This window comes from Polaromonas sp. P1_F9 (genome assembly GCF_056405615.1).
In genome coordinates, this window is the sequence record NZ_JBFUBT010000004.1 from 224,367 (window position 1) to 242,139 (window position 17,773).

The 17,773-nt window shown below is 61.9% G+C and carries 15 protein-coding genes; 3 read left to right on the forward strand and 12 right to left on the reverse strand.

The genetic code is table 11. The features are described 5' to 3' along the window. Nucleotides 1-7: 7 nt before the first annotated feature. Nucleotides 8-1,717: a ShlB/FhaC/HecB family hemolysin secretion/activation protein gene (locus AC1DYR_RS12580; RefSeq protein WP_477705916.1), complete on the reverse strand. Its 1,710-nt coding sequence runs from the start codon at nucleotides 1,715-1,717 to the stop codon at nucleotides 8-10. Between the two features lie 549 nt (nucleotides 1,718-2,266). On the opposite strand from AC1DYR_RS12580, the gene AC1DYR_RS12585 reads away from it, so the two are divergent. The 3 genes from AC1DYR_RS12585 (at nucleotide 2,267) to AC1DYR_RS12595 (ending at nucleotide 5,274) form a co-directional block, all read left to right on the forward strand. Further along, nucleotides 2,267-2,557, forward strand: coding sequence for a co-chaperone GroES (locus AC1DYR_RS12585; RefSeq protein ID WP_007872916.1), 291 nt, complete (start codon nucleotides 2,267-2,269; stop codon nucleotides 2,555-2,557). A 92-nt stretch (nucleotides 2,558-2,649) separates the two neighbouring features. Continuing rightward, nucleotides 2,650-4,302 (forward strand): chaperonin GroEL, encoded by a 1,653-nt coding sequence (groL, locus tag AC1DYR_RS12590; protein WP_411877453.1) that lies wholly within the window; start codon nucleotides 2,650-2,652, stop codon nucleotides 4,300-4,302. Nucleotides 4,303-4,593: 291 nt separating this feature from the next. Then, on the forward strand, nucleotides 4,594-5,274 hold the full coding sequence (locus tag AC1DYR_RS12595; protein ID WP_477705388.1) for an OmpW/AlkL family protein: 681 nt from the start codon (nucleotides 4,594-4,596) through the stop codon (nucleotides 5,272-5,274). Nucleotides 5,275-5,494: 220 nt separating this feature from the next. Here AC1DYR_RS12595 and AC1DYR_RS12600 read toward each other — a convergent pair whose 3' ends face one another. From AC1DYR_RS12600 to tal, 11 genes are all read right to left on the reverse strand, one after another. After that, nucleotides 5,495-6,442, reverse strand: coding sequence for an AraC family transcriptional regulator (locus AC1DYR_RS12600; RefSeq protein ID WP_477705389.1), 948 nt, complete (start codon nucleotides 6,440-6,442; stop codon nucleotides 5,495-5,497). 11 nt (nucleotides 6,443-6,453) lie between these two features. Further along, complete coding sequence (locus AC1DYR_RS12605) at nucleotides 6,454-7,422, reverse strand: carbohydrate kinase family protein (RefSeq protein WP_477705390.1); 969 nt, start codon at nucleotides 7,420-7,422, stop codon at nucleotides 6,454-6,456. Between the two features lie 41 nt (nucleotides 7,423-7,463). Beyond that, complete coding sequence (locus tag AC1DYR_RS12610; RefSeq protein WP_477705391.1) at nucleotides 7,464-8,252, reverse strand: L-iditol 2-dehydrogenase; 789 nt, start codon at nucleotides 8,250-8,252, stop codon at nucleotides 7,464-7,466. Continuing rightward, nucleotides 8,249-9,652, reverse strand: a complete 1,404-nt coding sequence (dalD, locus tag AC1DYR_RS12615) for a D-arabinitol 4-dehydrogenase (RefSeq protein ID WP_477705917.1) — start codon at nucleotides 9,650-9,652, stop codon at nucleotides 8,249-8,251. The genes AC1DYR_RS12610 and dalD overlap by 4 nt, the downstream gene beginning before the upstream one ends. Before the next feature lie 86 nt (nucleotides 9,653-9,738). After that, entirely contained in the window at nucleotides 9,739-10,776 is a 1,038-nt protein-coding gene (locus AC1DYR_RS12620; protein WP_477705392.1) for an ABC transporter ATP-binding protein, read from the reverse strand. Between the two features lie 13 nt (nucleotides 10,777-10,789). After that, nucleotides 10,790-11,614 (reverse strand): carbohydrate ABC transporter permease, encoded by an 825-nt coding sequence (locus AC1DYR_RS12625; protein WP_431095103.1) that lies wholly within the window; start codon nucleotides 11,612-11,614, stop codon nucleotides 10,790-10,792. 151 nt (nucleotides 11,615-11,765) lie between these two features. After that, nucleotides 11,766-12,623, reverse strand: a complete 858-nt coding sequence (locus tag AC1DYR_RS12630; protein ID WP_457282606.1) for a carbohydrate ABC transporter permease — start codon at nucleotides 12,621-12,623, stop codon at nucleotides 11,766-11,768. Nucleotides 12,624-12,706: 83 nt separating this feature from the next. Further along, complete coding sequence (locus AC1DYR_RS12635; protein ID WP_457282605.1) at nucleotides 12,707-14,014, reverse strand: ABC transporter substrate-binding protein; 1,308 nt, start codon at nucleotides 14,012-14,014, stop codon at nucleotides 12,707-12,709. A gap of 200 nt (nucleotides 14,015-14,214) precedes the next feature. Continuing rightward, entirely contained in the window at nucleotides 14,215-15,075 is an 861-nt protein-coding gene (locus AC1DYR_RS12640; protein ID WP_477705393.1) for a DUF3047 domain-containing protein, read from the reverse strand. Between the two features lie 90 nt (nucleotides 15,076-15,165). Beyond that, nucleotides 15,166-16,743: a glucose-6-phosphate isomerase gene (pgi, locus tag AC1DYR_RS12645; protein ID WP_477705394.1), complete on the reverse strand. Its 1,578-nt coding sequence runs from the start codon at nucleotides 16,741-16,743 to the stop codon at nucleotides 15,166-15,168. A 20-nt stretch (nucleotides 16,744-16,763) separates the two neighbouring features. Then, complete coding sequence (gene tal / locus AC1DYR_RS12650) at nucleotides 16,764-17,711, reverse strand: transaldolase (protein WP_477705395.1); 948 nt, start codon at nucleotides 17,709-17,711, stop codon at nucleotides 16,764-16,766. Nucleotides 17,712-17,773 lie beyond the last annotated feature (62 nt).

Here is a 17,773-nt window from a genome sequence, read left to right on the forward strand (position 1 = left end):
GGAAGCGTCAGAACGACGCGCTGAGGCTCATGCCCACAGTGCTATTGGCGGTACGAAAGAATTCGGGCTTTTTAACGGGCGTGCCGATGAAGAAGTCATATTGCAACTTCTTGAAGCTGCCGCGCAAACCGATCACGGCGCCCGTCAGCCGCTTGCCCGCCAGGAATTCACTGCTGGGCCCCGCGACCTCGCCGTGGTCCAGGCCCATATAGACCTCCTGGCCGGTCTCACCCAGCGCGGTACTGAGCTCATTGCGCAGCAGCCAGCCGCGCTCGGCGCTCAGCGAAGATTCGCCGTCGAAACCGCGCACGGTGTAGCGCCCACCGATGGCGAAGCGGTCTTGCGGGGTCAACGGGGTGCGGTCGTGCTGCAGGCGCCAGCTGGCGTTGTAGCGAATGCTTTGTTCGGCCAGCTTGAACGGCACATTGAGGCTGGCGTCCATATTGACCACAGCGAAATGCGAAGTGCCTTCACCAAAGGGCTCTTCGGGTGCGGGCAAGGAGCCGAAGGCACCGGTGCCGCGCTTGTAGGTCACATTGCCTTCCAGCGTGGCCTGCCCGATGAACTCCTTGTGGCCTGCGCCGAGCTCCCAGCCGCCGACGACGCGGCGCTGAACCTCGACTTCGGTGTCGTCAATAAAGTTGTTGGAGCGACGCTGGAAGGCCTTGGCGCTGATGGTGGTCTTGCGGCTGGCGTCACGGTAGACGAGGCGCGAGAGCTTGAGTTCGGCGTTGCTGCTGGTGCCGCGGTAAACGTAGTCCTGGTTGAGGCCGGCAACGCTCTGGAAGTAGCGGTTGTCGCTGACGGTGGCGCCCAGCGTCCAGTAGCCGAAGGGTACGGAATAATGGACCGTGGTGCCGCGCGTGCCGCGGCCGCCCGGTTCACCGCCGCCCAGGTCTGTATTGAGTGACACGTAGAACAGGTCGTTGAGCGTCAGCCAGTTGTCATAGGACAGGGTGACACCGCCCTGGTATTTGCCGGTGGCTTTGGAGCCGCTGTCGTCGGCGAACACCGAGAGCCGAAACGGAAACGCTTGCTTGTAGCTGATGACCAGATCGCTCTGGCCCGGCTGGACCTCCGCGCCTTTGGCTTCCTCGATCTGGATATCGGCTTCGGCCGTGGGCACACGCTTGAAGTTTTCCAAAGCCTGCTCGATGTCGCGCAGGTTCAGGATGTCACCCGGCCTGGCAGGCAGGGCCGTCCAGGCATTGCCGCGTGCGTCGCTGCCTTCGGAGAACCGGACGGCACGGATACGGCCGGGGACCAGCGTGAGCGCGAGGATGCCGATTTTGAGGTCTTGCGGCTCGGCGAGCACACGCGTGGTGACGTAGCCGCGGGCAATCACGGCGTTTTGCACGCGCTTGATCACGATGCCGATGCTGCTTGTGCCCAGGCAGCGGCCTGTTGGCGAATCGCTCGCGTCCGACCCGGCTGCGGCATCGAGCGCCCAGGCGAATTGGGACGCCAGCGCGGCTGGTTCGCCGGCAACGGTGCGCAGCTTCAGGGTGTGGACCGGAAAGCACGGCGATTCAGCGGCGGGCAGCTTTGCGGTTTCGGCCACGCCGGGAGGAGGGGTCCGCTCGTCACGCCCCCTCTCCTGCTGCTCGCGCTGTACTCGCTCTCGCTCCTGGGCACGGCGCTGCTCCTGCTCCGCACTGGTTTGTGGTGCGGGTTGGGCAAAAACGTTACAAGCTATGACAGCCGCGGCCAGGCCGATGCACAGTTTACGCAGGCTGGTTGTTCGTTTTGCAGATTTTCGGGTGCATGCTGGCACCGCCCCGAGTGATACACCCAAGTCATCGTGTGGCTTGGCCAATCACGCTCTCCCTGATTCCGTTTTGTTGTTGTCGCCAAGCCTTACACCCGGGTTAACCCGGAGTTTAAATTTTGCGGAGAGGAAATGTAAGGAATGTTACCTAGGACGCTTTGGAAGTGTTGGTTTTTGGGGGCGCGAAAAGAGGAATCATCAGGGTCCATCTACGCGCGGACGGCGCCTTAGCGCTCATGCAGCAAAAAGTGGAGGTCAGTCGTCGCCAAATAGAGGTCCCGAGAGCTCAAAGTTAACCTGAAATCGACAACCCTCACCCGCTGGTACAGATTTCCTGCAAGCTCACCTTGAAAACCACCTTAAATGACTCTATGATTAGCACTCGATGGTATTGAGTGCTAACACAGCCCTGTCAAACCACCAAGTTAACAAGCACTCACTTTTTGGTGGGTGCTTTTTGATTCCCTAAAAACCATTGTTCTCATACAAGGAGCTCTCATGAAACTTCGTCCTTTGCACGACCGCGTGATCGTCAAACGCGTGGAAAACGAAACCAAAACCGCTTCCGGCATCGTCATTCCTGACAGCGCCGCTGAAAAGCCTGATCAGGGCGAAGTGCTGGCCGTTGGCCCTGGCAAGAAGAACGACAAGGGCGAATTGAGCCCCGTGGGCGTGAAAGTTGGCGACCGCGTGCTGTTCGGCAAATACAGCGGCCAGACCGTCAAGGTCGACGGCGACGAACTGCTCGTCATGAAAGAAGAAGACCTGTTTGCAGTGGTCGAGAAGTAATCTCTCTTCTGCTATTTATTTGATAGCTGCTGGCGCACGTTATATATGGGCTGGCAGGCGATTTCATCCATAAACTTTAAGGAATCTGCATCATGGCAGCAAAAGACGTAATTTTCGGCGGCGAAGCCCGCGCACGCATGGTCGAGGGTGTGAACATCCTGGCCAACGCCGTCAAGGTAACCCTGGGCCCTAAAGGCCGTAACGTGGTTCTGGAGCGCTCGTTCGGCGCCCCCACGGTGACCAAGGACGGTGTGTCCGTCGCCAAGGAAATCGAACTCAAGGACAAGCTGCAGAACATGGGCGCGCAGATGGTCAAGGAAGTTGCTTCCAAGACCTCTGACAACGCTGGCGACGGCACCACCACCGCCACCGTTCTGGCTCAAGCCATCGTCCGCGAGGGCATGAAGTACGTGGCCGCCGGCATGAACCCGATGGACCTGAAGCGCGGTATCGACAAGGCCGTGCTGGCCCTGACCGAAGAGCTGAAGAAGGCTTCCAAGCCCACCACGACTTCGAAAGAAATCGCCCAGGTCGGTTCCATCTCTGCCAACTCCGACGAATCCATCGGCAAGATCATTGCTGACGCGATGGACAAGGTTGGTAAAGAAGGCGTGATCACCGTGGAAGACGGCAAGTCCCTGCAAAACGAACTCGACGTCGTCGAAGGCATGCAGTTCGACCGCGGCTACCTCTCCCCTTACTTCATCAACAACCCTGAAAAGCAGTCCGCACTGCTGGACAACCCGTTTGTTCTGCTCTACGACAAGAAGATCAGCAACATCCGTGACCTGCTGCCTACCCTGGAGCAAGTTGCCAAGGCTGGCCGTCCTCTGTTGATCATTGCCGAAGAAGTCGAGGGCGAAGCCCTGGCAACGCTGGTCGTGAACACCCTGCGCGGCATCCTGAAGGTTGTGGCTGTGAAAGCCCCTGGCTTCGGCGACCGCCGCAAAGCCATGCTGGAAGACATCGCCTGCCTGACCGGCGGCAAGGTCATCGCTGAAGAAGTCGGCATGTCGCTCGAAAAAGTGACGCTGGCTGACCTCGGCCAGGCCAAGCGCATCGAAGTGGGCAAAGAAAACACCATCATCATCGACGGCTCCGGCGCCGCTGCCGACATCGAAGCACGCGTCAAGCAAGTGCGCGTCCAGATCGAAGAAGCGACGAGCGACTACGACCGTGAAAAACTGCAAGAGCGCGTGGCCAAGCTGGCCGGCGGTGTTGCCGTGATCAAGGTTGGCGCTGCCACCGAAGTCGAAATGAAGGAAAAGAAGGCCCGCGTGGAAGACGCACTGCACGCTACCCGCGCTGCCGTGGAAGAAGGCATTGTGGCCGGCGGCGGCGTGGCCCTGCTGCGCGCCAAGCAGGCTGCAGGCAAGATCGCCGGCGACAATCCTGACCAGGACGCCGGTATCAAGCTGGTGCTGCGCGCCATTGAAGCCCCCCTGCGTGAAATCGTTTACAACGCAGGCGGCGAAGCCTCTGTGGTGGTCAATGCGGTTCTGGCCGGCAAGGGTAACTACGGCTTCAATGCAGCCAACGACACCTACGGCGACATGATCGAAATGGGTATCCTGGATCCCACGAAGGTCACCCGCACCGCACTGCAGAACGCAGCCTCCGTCGCATCCCTGATGCTGACGACCGAAGCCATGATCGCCGAAGCTCCGAAGGAAGAGTCCGGCGCCGGCGGCGGCATGCCAGGCGGCATGGGTGGAATGGGCGGTATGGGCGACATGGGCATGTAATGCCTGCCTGAGCTTCACGCTCCAGCAAAAAGGGCCGCGAAAGCGGCCCTTTTTTATTGTCCGTTCAATTTGTACGAAAAACGTTTGCACGCAACAAGATCCTTCGTCGGCGGCGCCACAGTCTCTTCACAAAAACGGGGGAGGAAGATGCTGCACATTGGCGCCTGCCGCTACCATGATTTCTCATGAGCCACCGGATGACTTCCCTCGCCCCGTGCGATGGCGCGAATACCGCCGGCACAAACAATGACGCCCTAGCAACCCGAACACATCCCGCATTCGCACTTGCCCATGAATCCCTCCCAGAAACTCTTCATAGCGTCCGCCCTGGCGGTTTCTTCCGTATACGGCTTTGCACAACAGGCGGGCACATGGTCCGTGTCGGCCGGCGTCACGCGGATTGCGCCTTCCGTGGACAGCGGCAGCCTTTCGGCGCCATCCGGAACTGGTGTCATTCAGGACGCGAAAGTCGACGTCAGCAGCAGTTCCAGGTTAACGGCGGCCGTGAACTACATGGTCACCGATCACATCAGCCTGCACCTGCCGCTCGGTTTGGGCTTCAGGCACGACGTCAGCGGCGCAGGTGTGCTCGCTGGCGTTGGCACGGTGGCCGACACCCGGGCCTTGCCCATCACGCTGATCGTGCAATACCGGTTTCTTGATGCCGACGCCCGGTTTCGTCCTTACCTGAGTGCGGGCCTCTCCTACGTGAAGTTCTACAAGGAACGCGGCACAGCCCTGCTGACCGCGTTGACCAACCCAGGCGGCCCCGCCACAAGCGTATCCTTCAAGTCGAAATTTGCCCCCGCGTTGCAACTGGGTGGTATTTTCAACCTCGACAAAAAATGGTTTGTGGAAGCCAGCTATACCAAGACTTTCCTGAAAACCCGCGGCACGCTCAGTACCAACCAGACCATCGACGTGGGCCTTGACCCTGATTGCTTCACCTTGCAGCTGGGGTACAAGTTTTAATTTCACGTTGCTGCCTGAAGGCAGGACCGCACAAAGAATGCAGGCTCTCGTCAGAAGCGCAGGCCGCAAGGCTGGAGCGCAACGCGGACACAAGGTCCGAAAATTTTGTACCGCTCTGCCAGGGTCATGCGGCGAAGCGGCCCGGACTCCGAAGTGTCCAGGTCAAGGCCCAAATACATGCGTAGCCTCTGACAAGGAATCCAAAAAAACGCCAGTACCATCAGGATAACCGGCCAAAACGGTCGTCTGTCTGCCGCCTGAACTCGGTAGGCGTCATGCCCTTGATCTCCAGAAAGCGCCGGTTGAAGTTTGCGACATTGTTGAAACCGACCTGATAGCAGATGTCGGTGACGTTGTGGTCGGTCTGCATCAGCAGGTGGCAGGCGCTGTTGATGCGCACACGGTTGACGAAGTCGGTAAAGCTGTTGCCGGTGGAGCGCTGGAAGAAGCGGCTGAAGCGGCTCTCGCTCATGCCGAGCTCGGCCGCCACGACTGACATCGAGATCGGTTCCGCCATGTTGGCGGTAATGCGGTTGACGATGCCGTTGATCTGGTCAACCTGCGCGTCGCCATCAGCGCCCTGTGTGCCCTGCATCTGTACGCTCGACAGCAGCCGGTAGTCCGTCCATTGCGCCAGGTCGGCCATGAACTCAAAAAAGTGGCCGAGGCGGCGCACGCCGCGTGCGGCCTTGATGTTGTCCCAGTGCGTCTGCGCCAGCTGCGACATGCCGAAGAACTCGATGCCATGGCGCGCCCGTTCGAGCAACTGCATCACTTCGCGCAATTCGGGAATCCCGGTTGCCGCGCGCTCAATGGGTTCGTGGTGGAACTGGATCACCCGGTCACGTCCCGCCGCGCCGCCTTCGGGGGCGTCGAGCGAAATCCAGTTGTGCGGCAGGCGCGGGCCGCACAACACCAGATGACCGGGCTGGAACGGTCCGATCCAGTCGCCGACAAACGCCTTGCCCGAAGTCTCCGTGATCAGGTGCAGTTCATACTCTTCATGAAAATGCCAGCGTACCAGCGGGCTCGGGAAGCCGTGTGCAAGACAGCGCACCAGACCGGTTTCAGGTGCCTCGTAACCCAGCGCCGGGGAACGCGCAATATCGCGTTCCAGCTCGGGCTGGCGCTGACGGGGAATCGGGCGTTTGGATGTGGACATTGTCATGGCAGTCTGGGTCATGACCGGGAAGCAACGGCCTCACGGCCCTCCCGCGCGAGCGCGGCGTGAACGGCCTCCAGCGTGGGCGGATCGGCACCTTCGCGGGTGCAGTTCAGTGCGGCGGCCGTGGCGGCGAAGCGCATCACTGCGTGCCAGGCGTCGCCACTCAGCTCGCCAAGCTGGGCCGGGTGTTCGACGCCATGCGCAAGCAGCGAGACTGAAAGCCCGGCCGTAAAAGTGTCACCAGCACCGATGGTGTCGACCACCTCAACACGCGGTGCCGCCACGGTCAACGGCCCGTGCCCTGTGCGCCAGAGCGTGGCACCGCCGGCGCCGCGCGTGACGATGACCGCTCGCGCACCGGCTTGCAGGCAATCTGCAGCCAGCGCATCGACAGGCTTGCCGGGCGCCAGCAGCCCGGCATCTTCGTCGCTGAGCTTGACCAGGTCGGCCATTGAAAACCAGGTCATGACACGCGCACGGTAGGCTGCCATATCGGAAATCAGGCTGGGCCGCACGTTGGGATCGAACACGATCACACGGCGCCCGGCATTGGCGGCCATCAGCCCGGTGATGCGCGTGGCAGCAGGTTCCTGCAGGAGCGCGATCGAGCCGAAATGCAGGAAGAGGCATTCCGCCGGCAACTGCGGCAGCGGCTCGGGTGCCCAGGTCGCATCGGCGCTGCCCTGCGTGTAGAAGGCATAGCGGTTGGTCTGTGGCGTGCGCTCAACGAAGGCCAGGGTCGACGGCGCGGGGCTGCGCAGGATGAAACGGGTGTCCACGCCGTTGCGTTCGAGAAAACGCATCAGGCGTTCGCCGAACAGGTCGGTCGACAGTTGCGTGAGGAAGCCAGTGGGCTGTCCGAGGCGTGCGCAGGCGACAGCCGTGTTGAGCGGCGAGCCGCCCTCGTGGCCGAGAAACGCCAGTGTGCCCGCCTCGTCGGCGGTGAAATCGATCAGGGCTTCCCCCGTGATTGCAATGCGCATGATGGATTGTCGGTCAATGCAAGGCGCCGTCGTCGGCCAAATCAGCTCATGACGTTACCGCCATCGACATTCAGAGTCTGCGCCGTGATGTAACGCGCCTCGTCGCTGGCCAGAAATACCGCCGCTCCCGCGATGTCTGCCGGTACACCCATGCGGCCGAGCGGCACTTCCAGGCCCACACGCCGCTTCTTTTCCCCCGGGGGCAACCCCTCTGCCCTGGCGAAGAGGCTGTCGACGTGGTCCCACATCGGTGTATCGACCACACCGGGTGCGATGCCGTTGACGCGAATGCCATGCGGCGCCATGGCCAATGCGGCACTCTGGGTGTAGCTGATGACCGCGGCCTTGGTGGCGCAGTAGTGCGACACCAGGGCCTCACCTCGCCGCCCGGCTTGCGAGGCCATGTTGATGACCGACGCACCCTGCGTGCCGGCCTCGACCATGTGGCGAAGCACGGCCTGCATGACAAAGAACATGCCTTTCACATTGACGGCAAAGAGCCTGTCGAAAGATGCCTCGTCGCTGTCAAGCAAAGGCGCGAGATCGAATACGGCCGCGTTGTTGAAAAGGATATGAACGGGACCAAAAGCGGCCTGTGCCTGCGCCAGCAGGCGCGCAATCGCCTGCGCGTCCGTCACGTCCGCCGCGATGTAGGCCAGGCGGCCGGGATGACGTTTCTGCAGTGCCTGCACGGCTTCAGGCGTCACCACTGCCCGGTCGACCACGCTGCAGTGCGCGCCCTCGGCGATGCAGGCTTCAGCCACCGCCAGACCGATACCGCCACCGGCGCCCGTCAGAAGCACATGACGGTTCTTCAGACGTTCGCTCATGTTCTTTTTACCCCTGAATTGACAAAACCGGCGACTCGCCCGATCGCGCCGCGCACAGCATCCGTCAGCCGTGTATCGCCTGCGGCACTCCCCCATAGCCCCGCGTCGGAGCACAGCGCGCGCACAGGATCGACAGCGTCGCAGATCGCGCGGGCCACCGCCTCGTCCATACCCTGGTCCTGGTAGGCATAGGGCAACGCCCCCCGGTGCCAGCGCCGCAGGAAAACAAGAAACAGCGCAGGCAGCACTGCGACGCTGTCGATGGGCTGTCCCGCGGCGAGCCGCTCCCGTACCGTGGGCGCGATAAACCCTGGAATCTTTGAGAAACCGTCCGCCGCCACGCGTTGATTGGTGTCGCGGATCGCAGGGTTGCCAAAGCGCTCGAGCACCACATCGCGGTACGCTGTGAGGTCGATCGGCCCGGGAGAGTCGGGAGAACTCAGACAGGGAATCACGTCGTCGGTCACATAGTCGTAGGCCATCTTCCGGATTACCGCGTTGTGTGTCCCTTCGTGGATGAAATCCAGCCCAACCAATGTGCCGGCCCAGGCAATGCAGCTGTGCGTGGCATTGAGGATGCGGATCTTGGCCTCCTCGTAGGGCTGCACCGACTCGACCAGTTCCACGCCCACACGGCCCCAGTCGGGTCGCCCGGCCGCGAAATTGTCTTCGATCACCCACTGGATGAAACTCTCGCCAGTGATCGCAGCCGCATCATCCCGCCCCGTGGCGGCCTTGACGCGAGCGCGCAGCTCGGGTGGCGGACGCGGCGTGATGCGGTCGACCATCGTGTTGGGGCAGCGGGTGTTCCCCGCGACCCACGAAAGCAGCCAGGTATCGCCTGTGAGTTCGATGAATTCGCGCAACCCGGCACCGAAGCGGTCGCCGTTGTGGCGCAGGTTGTCGCAGTTGAGCAGGGTGACCGGGCCGGCCTGCGCCGCCTTGCGCGCACGCAGGATCGCGCAGACGGCGCCGTAGATGGTCACGCCCTCCCCGCCCGCCTCGCCGCGGCGTGCGCGCTCAAGGTCTGCCGCGAGATCATTGAAAGACAGGTCCAGCCTGCCTTTCGTGTCGAGGTAGTAGCCTGCCTCGGTCACGGTGAATGAAACGATGCGGGTGGACGGCGCCGCGCCGCGAGAGATCACCGCAGCCAGCGAGTCTTCCCAGGGAAGCACTTCGCGGATGGCGTCAATCTGTTCATAGCGGTACTCGCCGGCCGGCGATACGGTTTCCAGCGTGTAACACCCGCCCTGTGCCTGCAAGGCCGCGACGACCTCGGCCATGTCGGGCCGGATGTTGGCGCCCACGATGGACCAACGGGTATCGCCCGCATCGATCAGCCGCTGAAGATAAACGGCCTGGTGGGCTCGATGGAACGAACCCAGTCCAAGGTGAAGCACCGTGAATTCCGAAGGTGCCGGTGGCGTTTGCGCAAGAAGCGCTGTTGCGAGAGTCAAGGGAATGTCCGAAAGGAAGAAGGAAGAAATCAGGCCGGAACCGCACGGCCTTCACGGTTGAACAGATGAAGCACCGAGGGGTCGAGCTCGACCGCAACATCGTCACCTGCATGCAGCGGTGTCCGTTCGTTCTGGCGCGCTATCAGCGGCACGCCGCCGACGTCGACGTGAATCAGGGTGTCGGCACCGAGTGCCTCGATCAGCTCCACGCGGCCTTGCACACCCAAAGCAACGGCCTGCTTCGGATGCACGCGCAAGCCTTCCGGCCGCACACCCAGGAAACCATCGCTCGGCAGGCGCCCACCCGTGGCCGCCGAGAAGCTCGGAATCGCGCTCGCCGCCACCATGTTCATCGACGGCATGCCGATGAACTGCGCGACAAACCGGTTCGCCGGGTGGTCGTAGAGCTCGAGCGGCGTGCCGACCTGCTCGATCAGCCCGTCCCTGAGAACCACCACGCGGTCGGCCAGCGTCATGGCTTCGACCTGGTCGTGCGTGACGTAAATGGTCGTTGCACCGAGCGCGCGGTGCAGCTTGTGGATTTCGACGCGCGTGTTGCCGCGCAACGCGGCATCCAGGTTGGACAAGGGCTCGTCGAACAGGAACACCTTGGGTGCACGCACGATGGCGCGGCCAATCGCCACCCGCTGCCGCTGTCCACCCGACAGGTCTTTCGGTGTGCGGCCCAGGTACTGGGTGAGGTTGAGCGTTTTGGCCGCGTACTCGACCTTGGCCTGGATCTCGTCCTTCGGCACGCCCGCAAGCTTGAGCGCAAAGGACATGTTGTCGTACACACTCATGTGCGGGTAGAGCGCGTAGCTCTGGAACACCATCGCCAGGTCACGCTTGCCCGAAGGCGTCCAGGTGATGTCCTTGCCGTCCAGCAGCAAGTTGCCTCTGGTGATGGGCTCCAGCCCCGCGATGAGGCGCAGCAGTGTCGACTTGCCGCAACCCGAAGGGCCGACAAAGACGATGAACTCGCCCTTGTTGATTTCAAGATCAACACCGCGGATGATTTGGGTTTCCCCGAAACTTTTCTCGATGTTCTTGAGTTCCAGATAAGCCATGGGTCAATTCCTTTCACTTCACCGCACCGAATGTCAGGCCTTGCACCAGCTGTTTCTGGCTGAACCAGCCGAACACGACGATCGGTGCGATCGCCATCAGCGAGGCGGCTGACAATTTGGCCCAGAACAGCCCTTCGGGGCTGGAGTACGAGGCGATCAATGTCGCCAGCGTGCCGGCCTTGGCCGAACTGAGGTTGAGCGCCCAGAAGGCCTCGTTCCAGCTCAGCACCAGGCACAGCAGGCCGGTCGAAGCGAGACCTCCCACCGACAGCGGCAGCACCACATGGCGAAATTCGGTCCAGAGGCTCGCACCGTCCATGCGTGCGGCTTCCAGGATCTCGTTCGGAATGTCCTTGTAGGCGCTGTAGAGCATCCACACCATGATCGGCAGGTTCGCCAGCGTGAACACAATGGTCAGCGCGGTGAGCGAATCCAGCAGGCCCGCTGTCTGCGCGAGAACGTAGATCGGCACCAGCGCGCCCACCGCCGGCATCATCTTGGTGGAAAGCATCCACATCAGGATGTCGCGCGTCCTCTTCGTACGGAAGAAGGCCATCGAGTACGCGGCAGGTGCCGCGATCAACAGGCCGATGATGGTTGAACCCAGGCTGGTGATGAGCGAGTTGCGCGCATACAGCAAATAGTCGCTGCGGCGCTGCACTTCGCTGAAGTTGTCGAGCGTGGGCTCGAAAATAAAGAGCGGCGGCACATGGATTGCCTGAAGTTCGGTCTTGAAAGCCGTGAGAAACAGCCAGCCGAGCGGAAAGAACAACAGCAGCGCCACGGCCCACGCACCCACAGTGCGCAGCAGTTGCGGAAGGAAGTTGCTTGGTTGCATGACTCAGTTGCTCCACCGCATATGGATTAACACAAGGCTCATCCCAGGAACACCACGGAACCGGCTCTGCCGGGCCGTTGGTGTTGCCCCCTGCAAGGGGGTTGGCGAAGCGACACGAAGTGCGCGAAGACTGGGGGTGTGCGTCATTTTTTCAGTCGAGGTTCTTGCCGACGATGCGAATGAGGAACACCGCCACGATGTTGGCCACCACCACCGCGAACAACGCACCTGCCGATGCCACACCCACGTCAAAGTTCATCAGCGACTGCTTGAAGATCATGTAAGTGAGATTGGTGCTCTCGTTGCCCGGGCCGCCGTTGGTGGTGATGGCGATCTCGGCGAACACGCTGAGCAGAAAGATCATTTCGATCATGATCACCACCGCCATCGGCCGGCCGAGGTGCGGAATGATGAGATAGAAGAAGCGCTGAAACGAACTTGCACCGTCCATGCGCGCCGCTTCCATCTGCTCGCGGTCGAGCGACTGCAGCGAGGTAATGAAGATCAGGCAGGCAAAGGGCAGCCACTGCCAGGCCACCATGATGATCACCGACAACAGCGGCACATCGGTGAGCCAGTCGACCGGTTGCGCGCCGAAAAAACGCCAGAGGTCGGCAAGCACGCCATAGATCGGGTTCATCATCATGTGCTTCCACAGCAGTGCGTTCACTGCGGGCATGACGAAGAAAGGCGAAATGAGCAGCACGCGCACGATGCCTCGCCCCGGGAAAGGCTCGTTCACCAGCAGCGCGAGCAGTACACCGAACACCACCGTGATGACGATCACGCTGCCGATAAGCAACAGCGTGTTCCAGGTCGCAGGCCAGAAGTCCGGATCGGTGATGAAGTACTGGAAGTTCTCGATGCCGATGAACGGATGCTCGCCGGGTTGCATGAGGTTGTAGCTCACGAACGAGAAGTACAGGGTCATCACGAGCGGCACGATCATCCAGAGGAAGAGCGTGAGCACTGCGGGCGCCATGAGCGCGCGTGGCAGGAGGCGGTTCATGTTGTGGGTCCCGGGGGCGTCAGGGCAGAACTGCCGCGAACCCGGCTTCGCCGGTCCGCGGGCAGGGCATGCTGCCTGTGGGTTTACTTGTAATACCCGGCCTTCTTCATCTCACGCTCGGCGGCCGTCTGTGATGTCTTCAGGGCCTGATCCACCGTGACCTTGCCCGACAGCGCTGCGCTCATCTGCTGGCCCACCGCCACGCCGATGGCCTGGAACTCGGGAATGGCCGCGTACTGCACGCCGACGTAGGGCGACTTGGGCAGCGTGCTGTCGCTGAGGTTGGCGCTGTCGATGGCTTTCTTCTCGGCGGCAGCGAACTTCGCAACCTTCTGGAACTCGGGGTTTGCGTAGGTCGACTTGCGCGTGCCGGTGGGTACCGTCCCCCAGCCATGTTCCTTGGCGACCAGATTGATGTACTCCCTGGAGGTAGCCCACTTCACGAAGGTCTGGGCAGCCGCGCCCTTGGTCGAGCTGGCCGGAATGGCCAGGTTCCAGGTCCACAGCCAGTTGGCGCCCTTGGGCGTGACGGCAACAGGGGCCTGGGCAAAGGCCACCTTGTCGGCCACCTTCGACTGCTTCGGATCGCTGATGAACGAGGCGGCAATGGTGGCATCCACCCACATGCCGCACTTGCCTTCGTTGAATAGTGCGAGGTTTTCGTTGAAGCTGTTGGCCGAGGCACCGGGCGGGCCATAGGCTTTCATCAGGTCCACGTAGAAGCCGATCGCGTCCTTCCAGGGCTTGGTGTCGATCTGCGGCTTCCACTGCATGTCGAACCACTGGCCGCCGTTGGTATTGACCAGCGTGGTCAGGAAAGCCATGTTGTCGCCCCAGCCCGGCTTGCCGCGCAGGCACATGCCGTACACACCGGCTTTCGGGTCGTGGATCTTGCCGGCCAGTTCCTTCACCTGTGTCCAGGTGGGCTGCTCGGGCATCTTGAAGCCGACCTTGTCGGCGAGGTCCTTGCGGTACATGAGCATCGAGCTCTCGCCATAGAACGGCGCGGCGTAGAGCTTGCCTTCGTGCGACAGGCCGGCGCGGATGGCGGGCAGCAGGTCGTCGACGTCATAGGCGGCATCGGTAGCAATGGGCTGCAACCAGCCCTTCTTCGACCAGATCGGCGCTTCGTACAGGCCGATCGTCATCACGTCGAACTGCCCGCCCTTGGTGGCGATGTCGGTGGTGACGCGCTGGCGCAGCGTGCCCTCTTCGAGCGTGACCCACTTGAGTTTGATGTCAGGATGGGCCTTCTCGAAAACCGGCGTGAGCTTCTGCATTTCGATCATGTGGCCGTTGTTCACCGTCGCCACCACGAGTTCGGTCACGGCATGGGCCATGCCGGCGCCCGAGAGTGCAAGCACCAGGCCTGCCTGGATAAAACGCTTCATAGGGTGTCTCCTTCGTTATGTCAGTCGAAACGGCCGCTTTGCCGTTCACTGCATTTTGAAGAAAGGTCCCTGCGGGTTTGATACCAGATCAGGGCACTCCAATACTTTGTTGCATTGAAGGAGTGGTAATTTCCCTAAACCCCGCATCATTAGATGCAACAAATTGTCAAGGTCGGCGTAGACGCCTCCCTGGCATGGCGCTACTTGCTCGCGACGGCCGAAGCAGGCACCAGCTTGAGCGGCCCGTAGAAGGCCTGCAGCTGGCCTTCGTTCTTTTCGCCTTCCGTAAAGACCGCGAAGCTAAGCAAGGCGCCCGGATCTTCGCCAAAGGCCTTGCGGTAGTCGGCGCGGATGTCACGCTCGTAGCTGCGCCATTCGTTGTAGCCGTGGTCACCCGAGTCGACAATGATCTTGCGGATACGGTCGGTGCGGTCGTTGACGACGACTTCACCGGGCCGGTTGACGCGCGACCACGAATAAACCAGCGTTGCGAACGGCATTTCTTCGCCGGTCAATAGCCGGCTCAACTCGGACAGCAGGGAGTTCTTCATCGACAGCCGCGAGCGGTCGCCTTCGAACGCGAGCACCACCCGCACCGGCACATCCTCGAGTTGCGGCAGTGCAAGGTTGGTGCCCGCACCGGCGTCTGGCACGTTCCAGGAAAAGCGCACGAGGCCAAGCTGGTCGGGCTCGATGCGGTGGCGATGGCGCAGGATGCTGCCGGACGCCTCGACCTTTGCGAGCACAGCGTCGCGGCCCTCATGACGCACATAGCTGTAGCTGGCCGGCTGCTTGCCCGGCACGCGGAAGATTTCCCACCTGAGGTCGTCCGGCTTGAGCTCGCCGGCCTTGGGCGGTGCCGACATTTCGGCCCAAGCCGTGCCGGTCACCCCCTCCGCCGGGCCGAGCGTGCCGCCGCGGCTAGCCGGCTCATCGACATCGGTGTCCTCGTCGGGCGCCGGGCGTGTCGCGCAGCCGGAGACCAGAGCCAGCGTGAGAAACGCTGCGGCGAACATCGAAAAACGGGGGAAAAGGCGGCGAAGCGGAAGGGAAAAAGACATGATACGAAGCCATCGAAAAATCGGCGAAGTGGCAAGTTGACCACGGAAGCGCGCGCTCCCGCTATGGAAAAACGCACACTTTTGCGGTATTCAGCCGGCAATTTTGCGCAGCAGGCCGGCGGTCGAGCCGTCAAGGCCAAAGACGTCCCCGCTGTGCAGGCGTGGCTCGATGTCTTTGGCCAGCACCTTCCCGAGCTCGACGCCCCACTGGTCAAAACTGTTGATGCCCCAGATCGCACCGCTGACAAACACACGGTGCTCCTGCAGGGCGATCAGCGCGCCCAGGCTCGCCGGGGTGAGCCGCTCAAGCAACAGGAAAGTACTGGGACGGTTGCCAGGGAAATGCCTGTGGCCGCCGGCCTCTTCTTTTCCAGTCATCAAGGCTTGCGCCTGGGCCAGGACGTTGGCCAGCAATTTGGCGTGATGTCCCGGCAGGTCATGCGGTGCGTGCGCGGCTGTCTTGACCGCCACAAACTCGACTGGCACCACCGACGTCCCCTGGTGCAGCATCTGGAAATAGGCGTGCTGGCCGTTGGTGCCGGGCTCGCCCCACAGCACCGGGGACGTTTCAAACGGCAAGGCCTTGCCGTCCGCATCCACGCGTTTGCCGTTGCTTTCCATCTCGAGCTGCTGCAGGTAGGCCGGCAGACGGCGCAGGGCGCTGCTGTAGGGCGCGATGCTTCGGCTGGTAAAGCCGTGAAAGTTGCGGTACCAGACGTCGAGCAGACCCAGGCGCACCGGCAGGTTGCGCTCCAGCGGTGCGGTGCGAAAGTGCCCATCCATGGCGTGCGCGCCGGCCAGCAGCTCGCGAAAGCCGGCTGCGCCAATGGCGATGGCCACCGGCAAGCCGATGGCCGACCACAGCGAATAACGCCCGCCCACCCAGTCCCAGAAACCAAAGGTGGTGCTGATGCCGAATTCGTTGGCTGCCGCGACGTTGGTCGTCAGCGCGGCGAAATGCCGGCTGATGTCGCGTCCGCCTTGTGCCTCAAACCAGCGCCGGGCCGAATGCGCGTTGGTCATGGTCTCGGTGGTGGTGAAGGTTTTGGACGCGATCAGGAACAGCGTGCTTTGCGGCTTGAGCCCCTTCAGCACGGTAGCCAGCTCGTCCCCATCCACATTGGAAACAAAGTGAACGCGCTTGCCCGTGGCGGCGAATTCGCCGAGCGCCAGCACCGCCATTTGGGGGCCCAGGTCGGAGCCGCCTATGCCGATATTGACAACGTCGGTGATGGCGGCATCCGCGCGCACCTGCTCGGCATACGCCAGCATCGCGTCCAGCGTGGTGTGAACCTGGGCCAATTCGGTTGCTATATTTTTAATAGCTGCCGGCGCAATACCATCTTGGGCTACGGCCGGATTTCGCAGTAAAAAATGCATCACGGCGCGCTTTTCGGTGCCGTTGATCAGCTCCCCGGCGAACATGGCGTCGCGGTGCTGCTCCAGCCCGCATGCGCGCGCAAGGTCAAACAACAAAGCCTGGCTGCCGGTGTCGATCAGGTTTTTGGAAAGGTCCGCAAAAACGTGTGGTGCGTCCTGGCTGAAGCTGGCGAAGCGGTCCGGGTCGGCAGCAAATGCAGCCTTCAGGTCGAAATCTTTGCCGGAAGCGGCATACAGCGCCTGCAGCGCAGGCCATACGGAAGTCTGGTCGCAACGCGGTCGGTTCATGACGTGTCCTGCCCGGGAAGTTATGCGGCCAGCATCAGCTGCTCAAGCTTCACGGCATCGGCCGCGAAAGCGCGAATGCCTTCAGCCAGCTTCTCGGTGGCCATGGCGTCTTCGTTGAGCGCGTAACGGAATCCGGCTTCGTCAAAGTTCACTGGAGGCAAATCCAGCGCCGCTGCAGCTTTGGCATCGAGTGCGCGCGGCAGCGCGGCATCGCTGGCGGCAAGCTGGGCCAGCAGTTCCGGACTGATGGTCAGGAGGTCGCAGCCGGCCAGTGCAGTGATTTGGCCGACGTTGCGAAAGCTCGCGCCCATCACCTCGGTGGCAACACCGAAATGCTTGTAATGGTTGTAGATCTCGCGCACAGACTTCACGCCGGGATCGTTGGCGCCGGCCATGGCGGCTTCGTCCCAGGCGGCGCCGGCAGATTTTTTGTACCAGTCGTAGATACGGCCGACAAACGGCGAGATCAGCTGAACCTTGGCCTGGCCGCAGGCTATGGCCTGGCAGAACGAAAACAGCAGCGTAAGGTTGGTGTGGATGCCGCGCTGTTCCAGCTTTTCGGCCGCCTGTATGCCTTCCCAGGTGGCGGCGACCTTGATCAGCACGCGGTCAATGTGAATGCCTTCAGCCTGGTAGAGCTCGATGATGCGTTCGCCGCGCGTATACGTTGCGTTGGCGTCAAAGCTCAGGCGGGCATCAACCTCCGTCGAGACCCGGCCCGGAATGATGGAAAGGATTTCGCAGCCAAAACGCACCAGCAGACGGTCCATGACTTCGTCAAGCGCCCGGCCCTTGAATCGGCTCACGATGTCTTTCAGCAGGGGCTGGTAGTCGGCCTTTTGCACCGCCTTGAGGATGAGGGAAGGATTGGTGGTGGCGTCCTGCGGCTTGAACTGCCCCAGTTGCTTGAAGTCACCGGTGTCGGCAACCACGGTGGTGAACTGTTTCAGGGCGTCAAGTTGGGTCATGGCTGGGTGGCTGGTCAAAACGCGGAGTGGTCCGGATGAAACACCGTGCGGTGCCTGGATGC

Bases quoted from the DNA above. Each gene is read 5' to 3' on its own strand.
- AC1DYR_RS12610 (WP_477705391.1), bottom strand. From the start codon at position 8,252: ATGAGCGAACGTCTGAAGAACCGTCATGTGCTTCTGACGGGCGCCGGT.
- AC1DYR_RS12630 (WP_457282606.1), bottom strand. From the start codon at position 12,623: ATGAACCGCCTCCTGCCACGCGCGCTCATGGCGCCCGCAGTGCTCACG.
- AC1DYR_RS12600 (WP_477705389.1), bottom strand. From the start codon at position 6,442: ATGACAATGTCCACATCCAAACGCCCGATTCCCCGTCAGCGCCAGCCC.
- AC1DYR_RS12625 (WP_431095103.1), bottom strand. From the start codon at position 11,614: ATGCAACCAAGCAACTTCCTTCCGCAACTGCTGCGCACTGTGGGTGCG.
- tal (WP_477705395.1), bottom strand. From the start codon at position 17,711: ATGACCCAACTTGACGCCCTGAAACAGTTCACCACCGTGGTTGCCGAC.
- AC1DYR_RS12635 (WP_457282605.1), bottom strand. From the start codon at position 14,014: ATGAAGCGTTTTATCCAGGCAGGCCTGGTGCTTGCACTCTCGGGCGCC.
- groL (WP_411877453.1), top strand. From the start codon at position 2,650: ATGGCAGCAAAAGACGTAATTTTCGGCGGCGAAGCCCGCGCACGCATG.
- AC1DYR_RS12640 (WP_477705393.1), bottom strand. From the start codon at position 15,075: ATGTCTTTTTCCCTTCCGCTTCGCCGCCTTTTCCCCCGTTTTTCGATG.
- AC1DYR_RS12585 (WP_007872916.1), top strand. From the start codon at position 2,267: ATGAAACTTCGTCCTTTGCACGACCGCGTGATCGTCAAACGCGTGGAA.
- AC1DYR_RS12595 (WP_477705388.1), top strand. From the start codon at position 4,594: ATGAATCCCTCCCAGAAACTCTTCATAGCGTCCGCCCTGGCGGTTTCT.
- AC1DYR_RS12605 (WP_477705390.1), bottom strand. From the start codon at position 7,422: ATGCGCATTGCAATCACGGGGGAAGCCCTGATCGATTTCACCGCCGAC.
- pgi (WP_477705394.1), bottom strand. From the start codon at position 16,743: ATGAACCGACCGCGTTGCGACCAGACTTCCGTATGGCCTGCGCTGCAG.
- AC1DYR_RS12620 (WP_477705392.1), bottom strand. From the start codon at position 10,776: ATGGCTTATCTGGAACTCAAGAACATCGAGAAAAGTTTCGGGGAAACC.